Origin of the sequence: Marinobacter changyiensis (genome assembly GCF_009193265.1) — a bacterium.
GTDB classification, from domain to species: domain Bacteria; phylum Pseudomonadota; class Gammaproteobacteria; order Pseudomonadales; family Oleiphilaceae; genus Marinobacter; species Marinobacter changyiensis.
The window spans coordinates 1,028,515-1,044,418 of record NZ_VZZZ01000001.1; the positions used below are offsets into that span (position 1 = coordinate 1,028,515).

The following is a 15,904-nucleotide window of genomic DNA, read 5'->3' on the forward strand; positions in this document are numbered from 1 at the left end:
AGTAGTGACTATATAACCAGTAACTGGGGCGTGGATAAAGCCTCTTATTACGCCAGTGGTAATGGGCGCCAACGGAGCGCAGTGACGTAGGCGTCCCGTTGACCACCTTGTTAGGGAAGTGCATAGAGAATCTGGAAACTCATGATAAACATGCACACCACACCAACTGCATATGCCACCGTACGCCACGGCTGGATCCCGCCAAGATAAAACAATGTATGCAGATAACGTGCTGCCGTGAAAACCATGAACAGCCAAGGGGCCATCCCCGAAGTAGCCTCAACCCAGATGTAAGCAACTCCCAGCGCGAGAAAAATAGGAATATTTTCAAGATCGTTTAGCCAGGCTCGGGCAGCTCTTTGAACTTGAGGTAACTCCTCTTTGGCGGGCTCACGCCCGACGAAAGCTGCATCCTCAGGGATTTTGAATGTGAGCTTCCCGATTCGATGGAATCCCTGATATGCGGAGATCGCGAACATCTTGAAAAACAGAAGCACTGAAGCTAACGCGTACCAATATTCTGCCTGATCCATGGTGTTTCCTTATTCCCTAACGCTGAAATAAACGGCGGCTAAAAGCCGTCCGGTGGACGGCCGCCAAGCCGGGAATAGAAAAAAAGCGGGACAGACCTATTTCTTGGCTGTTTCCGTGAACGAAAAATAGATCCGTCCCGGTTTTCCCGTACGCCAGAAATCAGCTTTGGCGACCAAGAGCTTTTACTGCTAACCCCGCAAATTTCCTCCGTGCCAGAAAAGCATCTCAAAAACCCGGTGGGTTCCCTATCGCATTTCAGAGACCAGATTGTCGGAGCTCTGGGCCTTGCTGTCACCGGCATTTAACGCCCGGGCTCAGCTGCCGGTTTGGAGCTGCGAAGCGGCAAAAAGCGGGTCGCTGTGCAGCCAATTATTAAAGCCTGCCCAGCCAGTACTGCGGACGTCGCCTGTCATGGGCAACAGCCAGAACTTGAAAACCATCAGGCTTTTCTCTGTAAACAATAGATAGCGGAAATCTGTGAAGGGGTGCTCTACGAATATCTGGCGGCAACTCGACTTGCCAGGCTTTTGGTGACTCGCCAACTAAATTGGCCAGGGCCTCAAATTCCTCTTAAAGGGCGTCCGGCGGCCATCGGCCGTGTACTGCTGGGGCTTTAGCACAACATGGCAAGACTCGCACTCATAGAAATACAGGCATGAGTCGGTAGGCATGGTTTCCGCTTTCTGGTAACCACAGTTTGGACATTTAAGAGTTGATTCCAAGACTACATCGACCATATCCATGCCCTCCCGCAAGGTATGAATTCAGCTCCGTCCACACTGAACCTGGCTCAGCAGAGAAGCTGAGCAGGCCTTTAACGAATGATGTGGACTCCCCCTGAATGCCATCAATGTGGACTTGCGAGTCGTTGGCCCGCTGGGTTATCGACGAACTGGATGACCACAACATAAGGCCAAATCATAGGTCAGAAGTGACGACTGCAACGGGGTAGAACCGCTATAACAGGCCATAACGACGAAGAATGCCATCCAGTCTCCCGGATTTCTTCAATTCAGTAAGCTTATCGGACAGTATTTCAGCATGCCGGTCAGCAGCCGGATTGAGGGGGCTGAATCCGGTATAGTCTTCAAACGCCTCAGTTGTATAGCCTGCTATTGTGATCCTTTCCCTGATTCCCATCTTTTCAAGCTGATACAACGCAGAGTATTCGCCTTCGAGAAACGTGTTAACGCGATAAGCCTGGAGCATCAGCAACCCTCGTCTGGTCGTGCTCTCTCCATGGATGACATGCACCCGCTTTTCATTTCTCTGCTCTTTTGCAAGATAAGCGATCAGATCGGGATCCACATAATGGAAGCCTTTGACAATGGCGACGGTGACCCGGGATAAAGACTCGACTCCCGTATATCTCCACGTTGTTCCTGAGTTCACCAGAAACGCCACGCGTTGAACGACTGTTGGCTCGTCCGGATAAACCAGATCGGGCGCATAGTCTCTGCCAACCACAATAATTCCGTCATGTTTGCCGGCCTGCACCGAATTCACGGCCCGCGCGTAGGGGAGAATATCGATCACAAGCGTATAGCCGGCCTCTTCAAACGCCTCTCTGACGACGTCCGTCATAAACCCTTCCTTGCCCATCTCTTTTGAGGGATCGCAGGTGAAAGGGCAATAATCAATCGTCGCAAAGCGAATGGTCTCAGCCCAGGTAATGGTCGGGCAAAGACAGGCGCTCACCCCAACAACGAACAGAACAGACCATCTCATTGTACTCATCTTTTCTTCATCTTTTTTCGAACATTTGACTTCCTTGACTGGGCCAGCGCCTGGAAGCTCAGCGTCCAGTTAGCCGCTCTGTCGGGTCCTTTTGATCAGGATAGCAGCTTATTTCCACCCACGTAGGCACAAGGCCCTGCCCCTTGCTGAAGTGGTGTACAGGCTATTGTTCCGCATGAACAAAAGGCACAGAAGTTGACCATTCAAATAACGAATGATTTGGACTCCCTCTGCTCCCATAGCGCCTAACGCCCGGCTCACGCGCCGGTTTAAAGCCGCGAAGCGTCGAAAAAACGGTCGCAGTGCCGCCGATTGTTAAGCATCTTCTGGGTCCATTGTCCGAAATCCAGCGCGGCTTTAGCTGCGTCCGACTGCATTCTTTTATTATGTGGCCAGTGGACCGGGGCAAATGCGATTTCAGTAAACCCAGCGGCCGTTGAACGGTCGATTCCGGCAGAGAAAGTGTGTCGGAGTCGACATTTTTAGTTTGTGTTGTTTGACTTTATAACTAATATTCATTAGCGATTCGCCCGCTGACGATGCGAACGGGTCGGATTTACAATCGCGGTAACCTTATTTCACCCGAGGAAGGTACCATGCTCATGTCCAACCGAAGTTTCGTTTCGCAGGTCGCGATAGCCGTTATTGTGGTGCTGGCGTCTATCAACGTTAGTATGGCATCAAGCCAGGGGGCTCAGGGCAAGGCTCTTGGCAAGAGCAGGTTCACCAACTCGGCCTACATTGTCCAGATGGCTGACATGCCGGTCAGCGCCTACACGGGCGGCATTAGCGGTTACGAGGCAACCAAGCCCCGGAATGGGCAAAAGATCGATATAAACAGCCGACAGGTCGCCAATTACAAGAGCTATCTCGAGTCACGGCACGATGATGTGCTGGCGCAAGTAGGTGGAGCGAAGAAGCTCTACAGCTATGGCTACGTCTTCAGCGGCTTCGCCGCCGAGATGACGCCGGCTCAAGCCACCAAGCTGGCGCAGATCCCTGGTGTGATCGCGGTGTCGAAAGACGAGTTCCGCGAACTCGTCACGGCTACAACGCCTGCGTTCCTCGGCCTGAGCGGCGCCGACGGTTTCTGGAACATGACGGCCAAGGGCGAGGACGTCATTATCGGCATCGTCGACAGCGGCATATGGCCCGAGCACCCAAGCTTCTACGACCGCACCGGCAACGACGGCAATGCCAGCAAGAACGGCATGCTGTCGTACCTGCAGATTCCGGGCTGGAACGGCAAGTGCGTCCCGGGCGAGGACTTCAACGCCTCGCTGTGCAACCAGAAGTTGATCAGTGCGCGCTTTTTTAACGAAGGCTTCGGCGGCAACGCCGGCATCGATGCCAACCTGCCCTTCGAGTTCAACTCGCCGCGCGACCACAATGGCCACGGTACGCACACCGCCACCACGGCGGGCGGCAACGCCGACGTGGTCGTGACTGGACCGGGCGCGGGGGTCGGCCGCATCAGTGGCATTGCGCCGCGCGCGCGCATCGCGTCCTACAAGGCCTGCTGGTCGGTGCCCGGCACCGCCGGCAGCTGCGCGAGCGTCGACCTGCTGGCGGCGATCGACCAGGCGGTAGCCGATGGCGTCGACGTCATCAACTACTCGATCAGCGGCTCGCGCACCAACTTCCGCGACCCGGTCCAGATCGCGTTCCTGTTTGCTGCCGATGCCGGCGTGTTCGTCGCCGCCTCGGCAGGCAACAGCGGTCCGTTTTCCTCAACCGTCGCCCACCCCAGCCCGTGGATCACCACGGTCGCTGCCGGCACCCACGACCGCGAGGCGACAGGGTCCGCGACGCTGGGCAATGGCATCAGCTACAGCGGCGCCTCGGTCGCCGCGGCCGTTGGCCCGAAAACCCTCGTGGATGCGGCGAATGCGGGCCTGGCAGGTGCGAACCCGGCCGAAGCAGAACTGTGCTATCCCGGCACGCTCGACCCGTCGCAGGTCGCGGACACAATTGTCCTGTGCAGACGCGGCAATATCGCGCTAACCTCAAAGAGCCTGGCAGTCCAGCAGGCGGGCGGCGCCGGCATGGTGCTGTACAACCCAGTGGGTTCCTCCCTGACTGCCGATTTGCACTTGGTGCCTTCTGTGCATGTCGATAACGTCAGCGGCCCGGCGATCAAGGCCTATGCGGCCACGGCGGGTGCGACGGCGACGATCAACCAGGCGTTGATCACCAACACGGCGCCGGCTCCGTTCACCGCGAACTTTTCGTCTCGAGGCCCTCTGCAAGCCAGCGGCGACCTGCTGAAACCGGACGTCATCGCGCCAGGGGTCGACATCCTGGCCGGTGTCGCACCGCCGAACAACGGCGGCAAGTTGTTCGACCTGTACAGCGGCACCTCGATGTCCAGCCCGCACGTGGCCGGCCTTGCGGCGCTGTTCAAGGAACTGCAACCGGACTGGTCGCCGATGGCCATCAAGTCGGCGCTGATGACCAGCGCCGGTGACGTTCTCGACGGCCTAAACACCAATCCACAGGTGATCTTCCGCCAGGGCGCGGGCCATGTGCGGCCGAACCACGCCATCGACCCGGGCCTGGTCTTCGACTCCAACTTCGCCGACTGGCTGAGTTTCATCTGCGGCGTGCAGCCGGGGGGCGGCTGCACTGGCGTGATGCCGATCGATCCGAGCGACTTCAACGTTGCGTCGATTGCAATCGGGAGCATGGCGGGATCCCAGACCGTCACGCGCCGGGTGACGAACGTCAGCGGCAAACCCGCGACATTCACTGCCAGCGCGAGCGGGCTGACGGACATGACTGTTTCGGTCAGTCCATCCACCCTGGACATTGGCGCCGGGGAGACGAAGGCGTTCAGCGTCACGCTCACCAACGCGGGCGCCACGTTCAATGCCCACCTTGGTGGTCAGCTGGCGTGGTCCGATGGCACGACGGCGGTGCGCGTCCCGATCGTCGTGCGGCCGGTGGCGCTGGGTGTTCCAACAGAGGTGAGCGGCAGCTTCAGCGTGTCGTTCGGCTACACGGGCATGTTTAGCGCTACGCCGCGCGGTCTCGTGCCCGCCGCCGTGATGGAAGACACGGTCATGCAGGATCCGGATCAGACCTTCAATGCGGGCGACTCTGCCGGTACCATCGCGGTGGAAGTAGAGGTTCCGGGTGGAACGACCTATGCCCGCTTCCGACTGTTCGACGCCGACGTCGAGCCCGGCAGTGACCTGGACCTGTATCTCTATGGCCCTAACGGCAACTTCGTCGGGGGAAGTGCCAACGGCAACTCCGATGAGATCATCAACGCCAGCAACCCGATACCGGGCACCTACACGGTTTATGTCCATGGCTGGGGTGTGCCGAGCGGTTCGTCACCGCTCAAGCTGTACACATGGGTGCTTGGCAGTGACGGCGAGGGCAACATGACCGTGACAGCTCCGGCGTCGGCGACCGTCGGCGAGACGGCCACAATCGACCTGGCCTTCAGTAACCTGGCTCCGGAAACCAGGTACCTCGGCAGCATCGGTTATAGCGGCATACCGGGCCTGCCTGCGCCTACCATCGTCCGGGTCGATGGGCCGTAATCGAGGACGACCGATTCGTCGAACAACTAGCGCCCCGGGGACCAATTCCCGGGGCGCTGGCCTTCTTTCTGGACAAGCGACTCAATTTCCTCGACTTTCTCGACCTCCCCGTTCCCCAGGTATTTGAAGAACTGACCTTCATCATCTCTAAAAACTTCTCCAGCATTGATGACAGCCTGCTTCGGAGAAATTACTTTCAGTTCCCCAGTACTCTGGTTGAGTAAATAGACAACACCTGCCGAGGTTTCAAAGAGCGAAAAGTTGGAAGAGGCTGAAAACGTAGTGTTGTCACACCCTGTGAGAACAAGAGCTGCCAGAAGAATCCACAATCTCATGCGAGAGTCCCCAAAGGATTAACGCCAGCCATATGCGGCGCCCTGATAAGGGCGTCCGGTGGAGCGCCAAAGGCCCGGAAAAGACTTCATGGCCTTATTATGCATTTTCCAGTTTTTTGACCGCTTCTTGGGGTGTTAGCTCTTCCCCAAGCCAGATCTCTACTTTATGGGCACCAGTACCAAGGGCTATTTCCCGTAGGATCTTTTCTTCTACCTCAGACAAGCCGCCCTCGATCATCTCAAGGGGATGCATCAATATTTCTGGGCTCTTCTTCAGAAATTGCTTTGGCAGAACTTTCTTTATGCCGTTGGACAAATGGCGCTCAGCTAATCGGAACTCCCCTATCAGAAGTCGAGATGTGCTGAAGGGTTCTGGTGGTGAAACGACCTCAACAGCAAGATCACCTGAGACCTTAATGATCTCAAAACGGTTTCTCGAGATCTTCACGTAGAGCTTCTCTGTGAACAGCTTTTTGATCAAACTCATATCCTATGCATAACGCGAAAACGAAGCGGCGCGCCTCACACGTCCGCCTTACGCGGTTTGTTATCACTGTTTTGGCCACCGCTATATGCTTAGACAACCCATTTGAAATTTTGTGAACGAGAGCTGTACTGCCTATGTGAACATAGCACTTCTCAACGGCAAATTTTCCATTCAGGGTGTTGGGGCTGTCTAGAGTAACTGGTTAGTGTGCCCCGTTAGCTCCCTTAGCCAACTCCAAGGTTAGATCCGCTGCCGGAATTTCCTTGCAGCCACTTACATTTTGTCCTGCCCATAACGGCGAAAAATCTCCCGACCCCAAGCGCTCTGCTTCCGCACGCAGTGGTGCCAGAGCAGCAGATGCCAGTGGAAAAGCCGGAGCCACGGGGCTCATAGGCCCGAGTTCCTTCATCAGACGGTTCGCAATGCCCCGAGCCGGTCGCCCAGAGAACAAATTAGTAAGGGCAGTAAATATCGCCGAGTCGCTCTTAATGGCAGCTCGGTGAACTGCACTCGTAGTGGCTTCTGGGCACAGCAAATAAGCCGTGCCTATTTGCACTCCAGCAGCACCTAACGACAGAGCAGCAGAAACGCCGTTTGCGTCGGCGATGCCACCTGCGGCGATAACCGGAATATTAACTGCCCGAACGATTTGCGGGAGCAAAGCGAACGTTCCAATCTGGGTGTTCAGATCATCCAATAGGAAAACCCCGCGATGGCCCCCAGCTTCTAAACCTTGTGCGATTATGGCGTCGACTCCGTGCGCCTCCAACCAACGGGCTTCTTCCACAGTTGTCGCGGTAGAGAGTATTTTAGCCCCCCACTTCCGCACTTGGTCCAACAAACCTTGCTCGGGCAAGCCGTAATGGAAACTTACAACGGCAGGCCTAAACTCAGCCAGAACGTCGGCGGCTTCTGGACTAAAAGGCAAACGCCCGGCTCCGCCAGCGATAGTGCTTAGGTCGATCCCATACTCTTCGTAATAAGGTGACAGTGTCGCCCTCCAAGCTGCTTCGTGCTCACTATTTGGCTCTGGCTTCGTATGGCAAAAGAAATTAACGTTGAAGGGGCGTTTGGTCTGCGCCTTTATAGCCGCCATCTCCTTGCGAATAGCTTCAACACTTAACATTCCGCAAGGGAGCGAACCCAACCCACCAGCATTGGATACTGCGATTGCGAGCGCACTGCTCTGCACTCCCGCCATAGGCGCTTGAATGATTGGAATCTCTATACCTAGAAGATCCTGAATACTCATTGGCCGTCCTTTTCAGTTAGACATTAGACATGGGGGGATAACGCCAGTAGTAATGGGCGCCAACGGAGCGCAGTGTAGTTGGCGTCCCGTAGACCACCTTATTATGAAGCTAGATTATCGACTTGATCTCTTCTTTCAACGCTTCAATTTCCTCCTGGCTCAGAGTGCCAAGAAGAGAGTAAAGCCTTGTTCTTGTTTGATCATAAAGTTTGAAAGTTCTCTCAGCACGCCCAGTCAGTTCTTCGCCAAGCAAATTTCGTATATGCGGCTTGTCATAGTCTTCTCTCGCAATTTTTACCAAAAGCCCTGTCTGCTCAACCCTCTTCACGGCTTGCGCACACACAGAAATCATCTCCACTGAGCCTGATTTTATCCTCTCCTCACAGAGATCGACCGGCTTAACATCACCCTGAGCCGTTAATTCAAGGTTCCGTCGCCCCTCGGAAAAAGCAAGACAAGGCACTAAAAGTAAAATTATTAAGGCAACATTTCTCATAATGACTTCATAACGAATGATATGGACTCCCCCTGCTCCCACGGCATCGATGTGCCACATTGAAGGTGCCTGACATCTTCAATCAAAAGCAGGAGGAGTCACCATGAATGTTACAACCATCGGCATCGATCTGGCGAAAACTGTGTTCAGTATTCATGGCATCAATCAACACGGCAAGGTCGTGGTTCGCAAACGGCTCAATCGCCCGAAACTTCTGGCGTTCTTCGCGCAACTGCCACCGTGCCTGATTGGTATGGAGGCCTGTTCCGGTGCCCACTACTGGGCTCGGGAGTTGTCCAAACTCGGCCACGATGCCCGGATAATTGCACCCCGCTTTGTCGCGCCGTATCGCAAAAGCAGCAAAAACGATGACAACGATGCCGAGGCCATCTGCGAAGCGGTCAGCCGGCCCAACATGCGCTTCGTTCCCATCAAGACTGAAGACCAGCAAGCCGCTCTGTGTCTTCACCGCATCCGCCGTGGGCTGACCAAAGAACGCACAGCCCAGATCAATCAGATTCGCGGGCTGCTGGCCGAGTTCGGACTGATCATTCCCCAAGGGCGTTACCACGCTCGTCATCGGATTCCGGAAATCCTGGAGGATGCCGAAAACGGCTTGCCCATGTTGGCACGGCGCTTACTCAACAACATCAACCAGCGCATTCTTCAGCTCGATGAAGAAATTCTGGCTTACGACCGAGAAATCGAAGCCATGGCTCGGCGCGACGAGCGGGCCCAACGGCTGATGGCCATTCCAGGTATTGGGCCGCAAACAGCCACCGCGATACTAGCCAGTGCACCTGACCCCAAACAGTTCAGAAGCGGGCGACACTTCGCTGCCTGGCTGGGTCTGGTTCCAAGACAATACTCGACGGGGGGCAAGCCCCGACTGGGCAGGATTACCAAGCGCGGGGACAAGTACCTGCGAACGTTATTTATCCATGGCACCCGAGCGGTGATCGCCAAACTGGGCGATAAAAATGATCGGCTCAGTGGCTGGGCCAAAGAGCTGGTGGAGCGCAGAGGTTACAAGAGAGCCGCCGTAGCGTTGGCCGCCAAGAACGCTCGGATTATCTGGGCGCTATTGATGAACCAAACCGAGTTTAAAACGCAGCCTGGGGCAGGCTGATAAACGAGCAACAACGACAGGCAGAACACGCCTGCCAGCCGAGTCTTGCAACGGCAAGCGATGACGGAACGGTCAGACCGAGAGTGATAGAACCTGTTTAGCTCAGCGGCTATAAAAAGCCGACTAACGAATGAGGTCATCACTCACATGCATCATCATCCTGGCCCGGGTGAAACCACCCACAAAGAGGCCGAATGTAGAGCTGCAGTCTCAAACCGCTTCAGAATTAAATGACGTTGCTTGACCGCAGGGGGAGTCCATGTAGCTGAGCTTTGCGGCAATTTTGGAGCCGCGAAGCGGTGGAAAAATTGTTCGGCAACAGCGGCTAGTTATATTTAGAGATCGCCATTGTATGAGATCGGGTCCTTGTCGATACCGACATCAATACGAACCTCGTTAATGAAAGCAATAGCCAACCGCCGGATTTCTTCCCAATCGTAAGTTGCGCTTCCGCTAGAGATCTTTAGAAGGTGATCTATAAGCTTATCCTGAGAATCCATCACTGGCTGAGGAGCAAGCATTCCCAGATAACCATATACCTGCAAGCGTTGCTGATTAAATGAGTCGAACGCCTCAGCGGCCTGGACTGGCTGGAGTCTACCGGACTGATGAGCATCAAATGCAGCAAGCAATTTTGCCACGCTATCGATAACTGCACGGTAGATCACTAACTTGTCGTTATGAGTTCGTAGATAGGTATCTTTAAAAATATCAAGCTCACGCTTTTTGGCTTCTAATTCCCGGTCGAGCTCGTTCTTCTCCCGATCAAGTATCCGTCGAGCCCAAACTTTTCCTAGCCAACTGGATAGGGCGAAGATCAGTCCTCCTGCAACGCCAATTGATGCGACAGAAGCCGTGATAATTTTAAATACATCAGCCCAATCCAATTATTCAACTCCCTTTAAAATATAAAGCCAATATTAAGCGGCGCCCAACTAGGGCGTCCGGTGGACGGCCGCCAGGCCGGGAACGAACTTGAATGACTGGTTATGTGCTAGAGATCCCACCGGCTTTATAGATTTGTTCAAATTCACCTCTCGCACGCATTTTATGATTAATGCATTCAACCATGTGGCGATCGGATTTATAAATTTCGCAGCCTTCGGGAGCGACATAATAGTCATTCCACGCTCTTTGCTTTTCCGCATACTCTCGTGATTTTTTTCTAGCCACCTCGATGGCTCTTTGCTGCTGAAGTCTTTTTAATCTCGCTTGCTCTTCTCTCTCGGCTTGTATTCTAGCCGTCCGCTCCTGCTGCTCAGCGACAGCTTCCCTCAGCGCTTCCGTTGCGACATGAGCTGCGTAACTCAGATAAGCTGCTCTAGCTGCAAAGGAAATTATGCCTGCCAGAAGGACACCTGCTGCAATCTTTAAAACTAGCTTCATTGGGCTAACGGTTCCCTGCTAATACACATAACAGCAACTAGACCGAATTCCACGATATTGCAAAAAAGTGCGTTCTCGATAATGCCACTTTCATGTCATCCGTTACGGCCTTAAGTCTCAAATTTAACAATAGCTTAGCTAATTTACTCGCGGGTCACCACGTATTCGCTTGACTTCCTGATTTCGCACAAACAATATAACTGTATATTTATACAGTTATATGAGATAGCCAAATTGGACGGCGCTCAACCTCAACTACGCCTTCGCGATCAGGTTCGCGCGGTTATTTGCGTTAATCGTTACAGTGTTCGTATCGAAAAATCCTATTGGTACTGGATCCGTTTTTTCATCCGTTTCCATCAAATGAAGCATCCCAAAGATATGGGCCCGAGGCAGGTAAACGAATTTCTTACCTGGCTTGCAGTTCGTCGCAATGTCGCAGCAGCTACCCAGGCCCAGGCATTGAATGCATTGGTGTTTCTCTACTCAAAAGTTCTGGACCAACCCTTGGGGGAGATTGGTTCAGTCATCCGTTCAAAAAAACCGAAACGTCTGCCCGTGGTGCTGTCTCATGATGAAGCCATGAGCATCATCGGAAAACTGGGCTCGCCCTATCGCCTTTTGGCGTCGCTGATGTACGGTTCCGGCCTGCGGGTTACTGAGGCATGCCTATTGCGGGTGAAGGACATTGGCAAAATGGTCCGGCATCATATTCACACCAGCTCAGTCCAGAAGGCCGTACGAACGGCTGTCGCTGAATCCGGCATTGGCAAATCCGCAGGCTGCCACACCTTCCGCCACACTTTCGCAACGGAACTACTGAAACGTGGCAACGATATCCGCACCGTGCAGGACCTTCTGGGTCATGTCGACTTACGAACTACCCAGATTTACACCCACGTATTGGGCCAGGGCTTTGCGGGCGTTCGAAGTCCTCTGGGTTAAGATCCCCGCAAGCCTGGCAAACCTCACCACTCCAACTGCGCCCCGGTCTGATACTCGATCACCCGGGTCTCGAAGAAGTTCTTTTCCTTCCTCAGGGTGGCCTGTTCGTCCAGCCAGGGTGAGACATTTCTCGCGCCCGGGAATGGCTCATCCAGGCCCACGGTCCGGGCCCGCCGGTTGGCCACGAAGCGGAACTGTTCGCTGTGGTACTCGGCGGAATAGCCCAGGATCGGGTCGCGCAGGATGTAGTTGGCGTAGTCGGTTTCGGCGGCTTCGGATTCGTCCCACATGGCGCGCACGGCTTTCGGGTCAAAGCGGATGTTTTCTTCCTCCACGATCTGGTTCACCACCTTCAAGCCGAAGGAGAAGTGCATGGCTTCGTCCCGCAGGATGTACTGCAACTGTTCGCCGGTGCCGCGCATGAGGCCGCGGCGCTGCAGGGCGAAGATGGGGCTGAAGCCGTTGTAGAACCAGGTGCCTTCGAACACCGCGGCAAAGAACAGGTAGGACATGATGAATTCCTGCAGGTCGTCCTTGTTGCGCAGGTTCATGTCCGAGCGCATGGCCGCATTCAGCCGGCGGTTGGCGATCTGGATCTTGCCGTTGATGGCGGGCACCACCCGGTAGCGGTTGTAGATCTCGCTCTGGTCCAGGTTCAGGGTTTCGATGCAGTGCTGGTAGGCCCAGGTGTGCATGGCCTCTTCATACACCTGCCGGGCCTGGTAGATCTGCAGTTCCGGCGCGCTCATCTTCTCCATCACCGCCAGGCCGATGTTGCGCATGGCCAGGATGTCGGAGGTGGTGAGGTAGGCCAGCACGTTCTCGTACACGTGCTTTTCCGGCGCGGTCAGCCGGTGGTGATAGTCGTGAACGTCCTGGGCCATGTTCACGTCCAGCGGGGTCCAGTGGTTCTTGTTGGCGTTCATGAAATATTCCCAGGCCCAGGGGTATTTGAACGGGGCGAGCTGGTTGATGTCGGTGTTGCCGTTGACCACCCGCTTGTCGTCTACGTTCACGGGGGCCGGGCCGCTGCTTGCGGCCGGTTTGCTTGCAGTTTTCGGTTCGTCGTCCCAATCCAGCATGGTTATGACTCCTGAAGATATAGTAAGTGGTTACTGACAGGCTTCGCAGTCCGGGTCGTCGATGCTGCAGACCTGGGGCTGGGGTTCCATAGAAGGTGCTGTGGAAGGCGCCATAGATGGTGCTGCAGAAGGTGCGGCGACGGGCGCGGTTTTCTCGGCCCCGGTGGCGCCCAGCGAGCGCAGGTAGTAGGTGGTTTTCAAACCCCGTTCCCAGGCCAGCTGGTACAGGGCATCCAGCTTCTTGCCACTGGGCTCGGCCATGTAGAGGTTGAGGCTCTGGGCCTGGTCCAACCATTTCTGGCGTCGGGCGGCGGCTTCCACCAGCCAGCGGGCGTCGATCTCGAACGCTGTGGCGTAGCGGGCCTTGAGTTCCGCCGGGATGCGGTCGATCTGCTGCACGGAGCCGTCGAAGTATTTCAGGTCGTTCACCATCACGTTGTCCCACAGGCCTTCGGCCTTGAGATCGCGAACCAGTGAGGGGTTCACCACGGTGAACTCACCGGAGAGGTTCGATTTCACGAACAGGTTCTGGTACGTCGGCTCGATGGACTGGGACACACCCACGATGTTGGAGATGGTGGCGGTGGGCGCGATGGCCATCACGTTGCTGTTGCGCATGCCGTTGCGGGCCACCAGCTCTCGCACCGGGGTCCAGTCCAGGCGGGCGCTGGTGTTGATGGAGAGGTCGCCTTCCCTGCGGGCTTTCTTGAGCAGGCTGATGGAATCGATGGGCAGGATGCCCTGGTGCCACAGGGAGCCTTCGTAGCTCTCGTAGGCACCACGTTCACCGGCCAGGGTGGCGGAGGCGCGAAGGGCGAAGTAGCTGAGCTGTTCCATGGCCACGTCGGCGAATTCCACCGCTTCCGGGCTGGTGTACGACAGGCCCAGTTGGTAGAGCGCGTCCTGGAAACCCATCAGGCCCAGGCCCACCGGGCGATGCTTGAGGTTGGAGTTCTTCGCTTGGGGCACCGCGTAGTAATTGATGTCGATGACGTTATCGAGCATGCGCACGGCGGTGGTTACGGTGCGCTCCAGCCGCTGCACATCCAGTTCGCCATTGGCGATATGGGCGGCCAGGTTCACCGAGCCCAGGTTGCACACGGCGATCTCGTCCGCACTGGTGTTCAGGGTGATTTCCGTACATAGGTTCGAGCTGTGCACCACGCCCTTATGCTGCTGGGGCGAGCGCAGGTTGCAGGGGTCCTTGAAGGTGATCCAGGGGTGGCCGGTTTCGAACAGCACGGTCAGCATCTTGCGCCACAGTTGCTTGGCGGGGAGTTTCTTGAACAGCTTGATCTTGCCCTGCTCCGCCAGCGCCTCGTAGTGCTCGTAGCGTTCACGGAAGGCATTGCCGTAGAGGTCGTGCAGATCCGGCACGTCGCTCGGGGAAAACAGGGTCCAGTCCCGGTCTTCGCGCATGCGTTCGATCAGCAGGTCCGGCACCCAGTTGGCGGTGTTCATGTCGTGGGTGCGGCGGCGTTCGTCGCCGGTGTTCTTGCGCAGCTCCAGGAATTCCTCGATGTCCAGGTGCCAGCTTTCCAGGTAGGCGCACACCGCGCCTTTGCGCTTGCCGCCCTGGTTCACCGCCACGGCGGTGTCGTTCACCACTTTCAGGAACGGCACCACGCCCTGGCTCTGGCCGTTGGTGCCCTTGATGTAGGCGCCGAGGGCGCGCACCGGGGTCCAGTCATTGCCCAGGCCACCGGCCCATTTCGAGAGCATGGCGTTGTCGCGGATGGCCCCGTAGATAGCTTCCAGATCATCCCCCACGGTGGTCAGGTAGCAGGACGACAGCTGGGAATGCCGGGTGCCGCTGTTGAACAGCGTCGGCGTGCTGGCCATGTAATCGAACGAGGACAAAAGATTGTAGAACTCGATGGCGCGGGCGTTCGGGTCATCCTCTCGCAGCGCCAGGCCCATGGCCACGCGCATGAAGAACACCTGGGGCAGTTCCAGGCGGGCGCCGTCCCAGTGGATAAAATAACGGTCGTACAGGGTTTGCAGGCCGAGGAAGCCGAACTGCCGGTCCCGCTGCGGTTTCAGGGCGTCGCCCAGGCGTCCCAGATCAAACGCCGCGAGCGCTTCGTCCAGTAGCTCGTACCGAATGCCGGCGGCAATGAAGGCGCTCAGGGCCTTTGGGTAAATGTCCGCCAGCGGCTGCTCTGTGGATAAATTCAGGGCCAAGGCGTTCTCCAGCCGAAGCTGTTCCAGCAACAGCCGGGCGGTGACGGCGCTGTAGTCCGGCTCCTGTTCGATGCGCCCGCGGGCGGTCATCACCAGCGCCGACAGCACGTCTTCCTCGGCAATGCCGTCGTACAGGTTGGTCAGGGCGTCTTCCACCAAGGAGTCGCCGTCGATGCCGTCCAGCCCGGTGGCGGCCTGCTCCACCTGCAGTTTCATCCGGCCCAAGTCCAGCGGGGCGATCTCGCCATCGATTTTTTTCACGGTCAGGTGCGGGTGGGCTTCCACCGGATGGTCGTGCGCACGCTGCCGGGCGTGGTCTTCGCGGTAGAGCACATAGGCGCGGGCAACTTTCTGTTCCTCCGCGCGCATCAGCGCCAGCTCCACCTGGTCCTGAATGTCTTCGATGTGTACCTTGCCGCCGGCTTTCAGGCGCCGGCTGATGGCCTGGATAACCTGGTCGGTGACCCGGTGCACGGCGTCGTTGATGCGGGCCGAGCCGGCGGCCTTGTCGCCTTCCACGGCGAGAAACGCCTTGGTCACGGCAACGCTGATCTTGGACGGATTGAAACCAACGAGGGTGCCGTTGCGTTTGATGACCTGCAGGGATTCGGTGTCGGCGGAGGCCGACGGCTGGGGTTTCGCCAGGGCAGAGGTGGACATGCTTTGTTCTCCTGAATACGCGTTGAATTCCATAACCTTCGCGTACGCAGGACGAACCGGAAACACGGCGCCAATCAATGGCAGGGGCGTGTTGCCGTATCCGTTTGCTGCTCACCTTAATCGGGC

The 15,904-nt window shown here is 56.4% G+C and carries 15 protein-coding genes; 4 read left to right on the forward strand and 11 right to left on the reverse strand.

Annotated elements, in window-relative coordinates; all coding sequences use genetic code 11:
• Nucleotides 1–110: 110 nt before the first annotated feature.
• The gene (locus tag F6Y09_RS04960) at nucleotides 111–533 is read right to left on the reverse strand and encodes an MAPEG family protein (protein WP_152205772.1); all 423 of its coding nucleotides are present in this window, start codon (nucleotides 531–533) and stop codon (nucleotides 111–113) included.
• A 159-nt stretch (nucleotides 534–692) separates the two neighbouring features.
• Here F6Y09_RS04960 and F6Y09_RS20470 point away from each other — a divergent pair, with 159 nt between their 5' ends.
• Nucleotides 693–839 carry a CcdB family protein gene (locus F6Y09_RS20470; RefSeq protein WP_281347754.1) on the forward strand — a complete coding sequence of 49 codons (147 nt, stop codon included), beginning with the start codon at nucleotides 693–695 and terminating at the stop codon, nucleotides 837–839.
• A gap of 237 nt (nucleotides 840–1,076) precedes the next feature.
• Here the strand turns inward: F6Y09_RS20470 and F6Y09_RS20690 are convergent, their stop codons facing one another.
• Together F6Y09_RS20690 and F6Y09_RS04970 are read right to left on the reverse strand one after the other, a co-directional pair.
• Nucleotides 1,077–1,277 carry a GDCCVxC domain-containing (seleno)protein gene (locus F6Y09_RS20690; RefSeq protein ID WP_343031066.1) on the reverse strand — a complete coding sequence of 67 codons (201 nt, stop codon included), beginning with the start codon at nucleotides 1,275–1,277 and terminating at the stop codon, nucleotides 1,077–1,079.
• Nucleotides 1,278–1,491: 214 nt separating this feature from the next.
• On the reverse strand, nucleotides 1,492–2,271 hold the full coding sequence (locus F6Y09_RS04970) for a substrate-binding periplasmic protein (RefSeq protein WP_152205773.1): 780 nt from the start codon (nucleotides 2,269–2,271) through the stop codon (nucleotides 1,492–1,494).
• Nucleotides 2,272–2,867: 596 nt separating this feature from the next.
• Between F6Y09_RS04970 and F6Y09_RS04975 the strand changes: the two genes are divergently transcribed.
• The gene (locus F6Y09_RS04975) at nucleotides 2,868–5,822 is read left to right on the forward strand and encodes a S8 family serine peptidase (RefSeq protein ID WP_179959340.1); all 2,955 of its coding nucleotides are present in this window, start codon (nucleotides 2,868–2,870) and stop codon (nucleotides 5,820–5,822) included.
• Between the two features lie 26 nt (nucleotides 5,823–5,848).
• Here F6Y09_RS04975 and F6Y09_RS04980 read toward each other — a convergent pair whose 3' ends face one another.
• From F6Y09_RS04980 to F6Y09_RS04995, 4 genes are all read right to left on the reverse strand, one after another.
• The gene (locus F6Y09_RS04980; RefSeq protein WP_152205775.1) at nucleotides 5,849–6,157 is read right to left on the reverse strand and encodes a hypothetical protein; all 309 of its coding nucleotides are present in this window, start codon (nucleotides 6,155–6,157) and stop codon (nucleotides 5,849–5,851) included.
• Between the two features lie 97 nt (nucleotides 6,158–6,254).
• Nucleotides 6,255–6,638: a 1-pyrroline-5-carboxylate dehydrogenase gene (locus F6Y09_RS04985; protein WP_152205776.1), complete on the reverse strand. Its 384-nt coding sequence runs from the start codon at nucleotides 6,636–6,638 to the stop codon at nucleotides 6,255–6,257.
• Nucleotides 6,639–6,846: 208 nt separating this feature from the next.
• Nucleotides 6,847–7,896, reverse strand: a complete 1,050-nt coding sequence (locus F6Y09_RS04990) for an NAD(P)H-dependent flavin oxidoreductase (protein WP_152205777.1) — start codon at nucleotides 7,894–7,896, stop codon at nucleotides 6,847–6,849.
• 109 nt (nucleotides 7,897–8,005) lie between these two features.
• On the reverse strand, nucleotides 8,006–8,452 hold the full coding sequence (locus F6Y09_RS04995) for a hypothetical protein (RefSeq protein ID WP_152205778.1): 447 nt from the start codon (nucleotides 8,450–8,452) through the stop codon (nucleotides 8,006–8,008).
• 43 nt (nucleotides 8,453–8,495) lie between these two features.
• Between F6Y09_RS04995 and F6Y09_RS05000 the strand changes: the two genes are divergently transcribed.
• Entirely contained in the window at nucleotides 8,496–9,521 is a 1,026-nt protein-coding gene (locus F6Y09_RS05000; RefSeq protein WP_152205779.1) for an IS110 family RNA-guided transposase, read from the forward strand.
• A gap of 335 nt (nucleotides 9,522–9,856) precedes the next feature.
• On the opposite strand, the gene F6Y09_RS05005 is transcribed toward F6Y09_RS05000, so the two are convergent.
• Both F6Y09_RS05005 and F6Y09_RS05010 read right to left on the reverse strand, forming a co-directional pair.
• Nucleotides 9,857–10,408: a hypothetical protein gene (locus F6Y09_RS05005; protein ID WP_152205780.1), complete on the reverse strand. Its 552-nt coding sequence runs from the start codon at nucleotides 10,406–10,408 to the stop codon at nucleotides 9,857–9,859.
• A 100-nt stretch (nucleotides 10,409–10,508) separates the two neighbouring features.
• Complete coding sequence (locus F6Y09_RS05010) at nucleotides 10,509–10,907, reverse strand: hypothetical protein (RefSeq protein ID WP_152205781.1); 399 nt, start codon at nucleotides 10,905–10,907, stop codon at nucleotides 10,509–10,511.
• A 234-nt stretch (nucleotides 10,908–11,141) separates the two neighbouring features.
• On the opposite strand from F6Y09_RS05010, the gene F6Y09_RS05015 reads away from it, so the two are divergent.
• Entirely contained in the window at nucleotides 11,142–11,852 is a 711-nt protein-coding gene (locus F6Y09_RS05015) for a phage integrase N-terminal SAM-like domain-containing protein (protein WP_152205782.1), read from the forward strand.
• A 23-nt stretch (nucleotides 11,853–11,875) separates the two neighbouring features.
• Here the strand turns inward: F6Y09_RS05015 and F6Y09_RS05020 are convergent, their stop codons facing one another.
• Both F6Y09_RS05020 and F6Y09_RS05025 read right to left on the reverse strand, forming a co-directional pair.
• On the reverse strand, nucleotides 11,876–12,934 hold the full coding sequence (locus F6Y09_RS05020) for a ribonucleotide-diphosphate reductase subunit beta (RefSeq protein WP_152205783.1): 1,059 nt from the start codon (nucleotides 12,932–12,934) through the stop codon (nucleotides 11,876–11,878).
• A 30-nt stretch (nucleotides 12,935–12,964) separates the two neighbouring features.
• Nucleotides 12,965–15,778, reverse strand: a complete 2,814-nt coding sequence (locus F6Y09_RS05025) for a ribonucleoside-diphosphate reductase subunit alpha (RefSeq protein WP_152205784.1) — start codon at nucleotides 15,776–15,778, stop codon at nucleotides 12,965–12,967.
• Nucleotides 15,779–15,904: the final 126 nt, after the last annotated feature.

Excerpts from the sequence above, each read along its gene's own strand:
- F6Y09_RS05025 (WP_152205784.1), bottom strand. The coding sequence starts at position 15,778 with ATGTCCACCTCTGCCCTGGCGAAACCCCAGCCGTCGGCCTCCGCCGAC.
- F6Y09_RS04980 (WP_152205775.1), bottom strand. The coding sequence starts at position 6,157 with ATGAGATTGTGGATTCTTCTGGCAGCTCTTGTTCTCACAGGGTGTGAC.
- F6Y09_RS04960 (WP_152205772.1), bottom strand. The coding sequence starts at position 533 with ATGGATCAGGCAGAATATTGGTACGCGTTAGCTTCAGTGCTTCTGTTT.
- F6Y09_RS05010 (WP_152205781.1), bottom strand. The coding sequence starts at position 10,907 with ATGAAGCTAGTTTTAAAGATTGCAGCAGGTGTCCTTCTGGCAGGCATA.
- F6Y09_RS04975 (WP_179959340.1), top strand. The coding sequence starts at position 2,868 with ATGCTCATGTCCAACCGAAGTTTCGTTTCGCAGGTCGCGATAGCCGTT.
- F6Y09_RS04970 (WP_152205773.1), bottom strand. The coding sequence starts at position 2,271 with ATGAGTACAATGAGATGGTCTGTTCTGTTCGTTGTTGGGGTGAGCGCC.
- F6Y09_RS20690 (WP_343031066.1), bottom strand. The coding sequence starts at position 1,277 with ATGGATATGGTCGATGTAGTCTTGGAATCAACTCTTAAATGTCCAAAC.
- F6Y09_RS04995 (WP_152205778.1), bottom strand. The coding sequence starts at position 8,452 with ATGTGGCACATCGATGCCGTGGGAGCAGGGGGAGTCCATATCATTCGT.
- F6Y09_RS04990 (WP_152205777.1), bottom strand. The coding sequence starts at position 7,896 with ATGAGTATTCAGGATCTTCTAGGTATAGAGATTCCAATCATTCAAGCG.
- F6Y09_RS05020 (WP_152205783.1), bottom strand. The coding sequence starts at position 12,934 with ATGCTGGATTGGGACGACGAACCGAAAACTGCAAGCAAACCGGCCGCA.
- F6Y09_RS05000 (WP_152205779.1), top strand. The coding sequence starts at position 8,496 with ATGAATGTTACAACCATCGGCATCGATCTGGCGAAAACTGTGTTCAGT.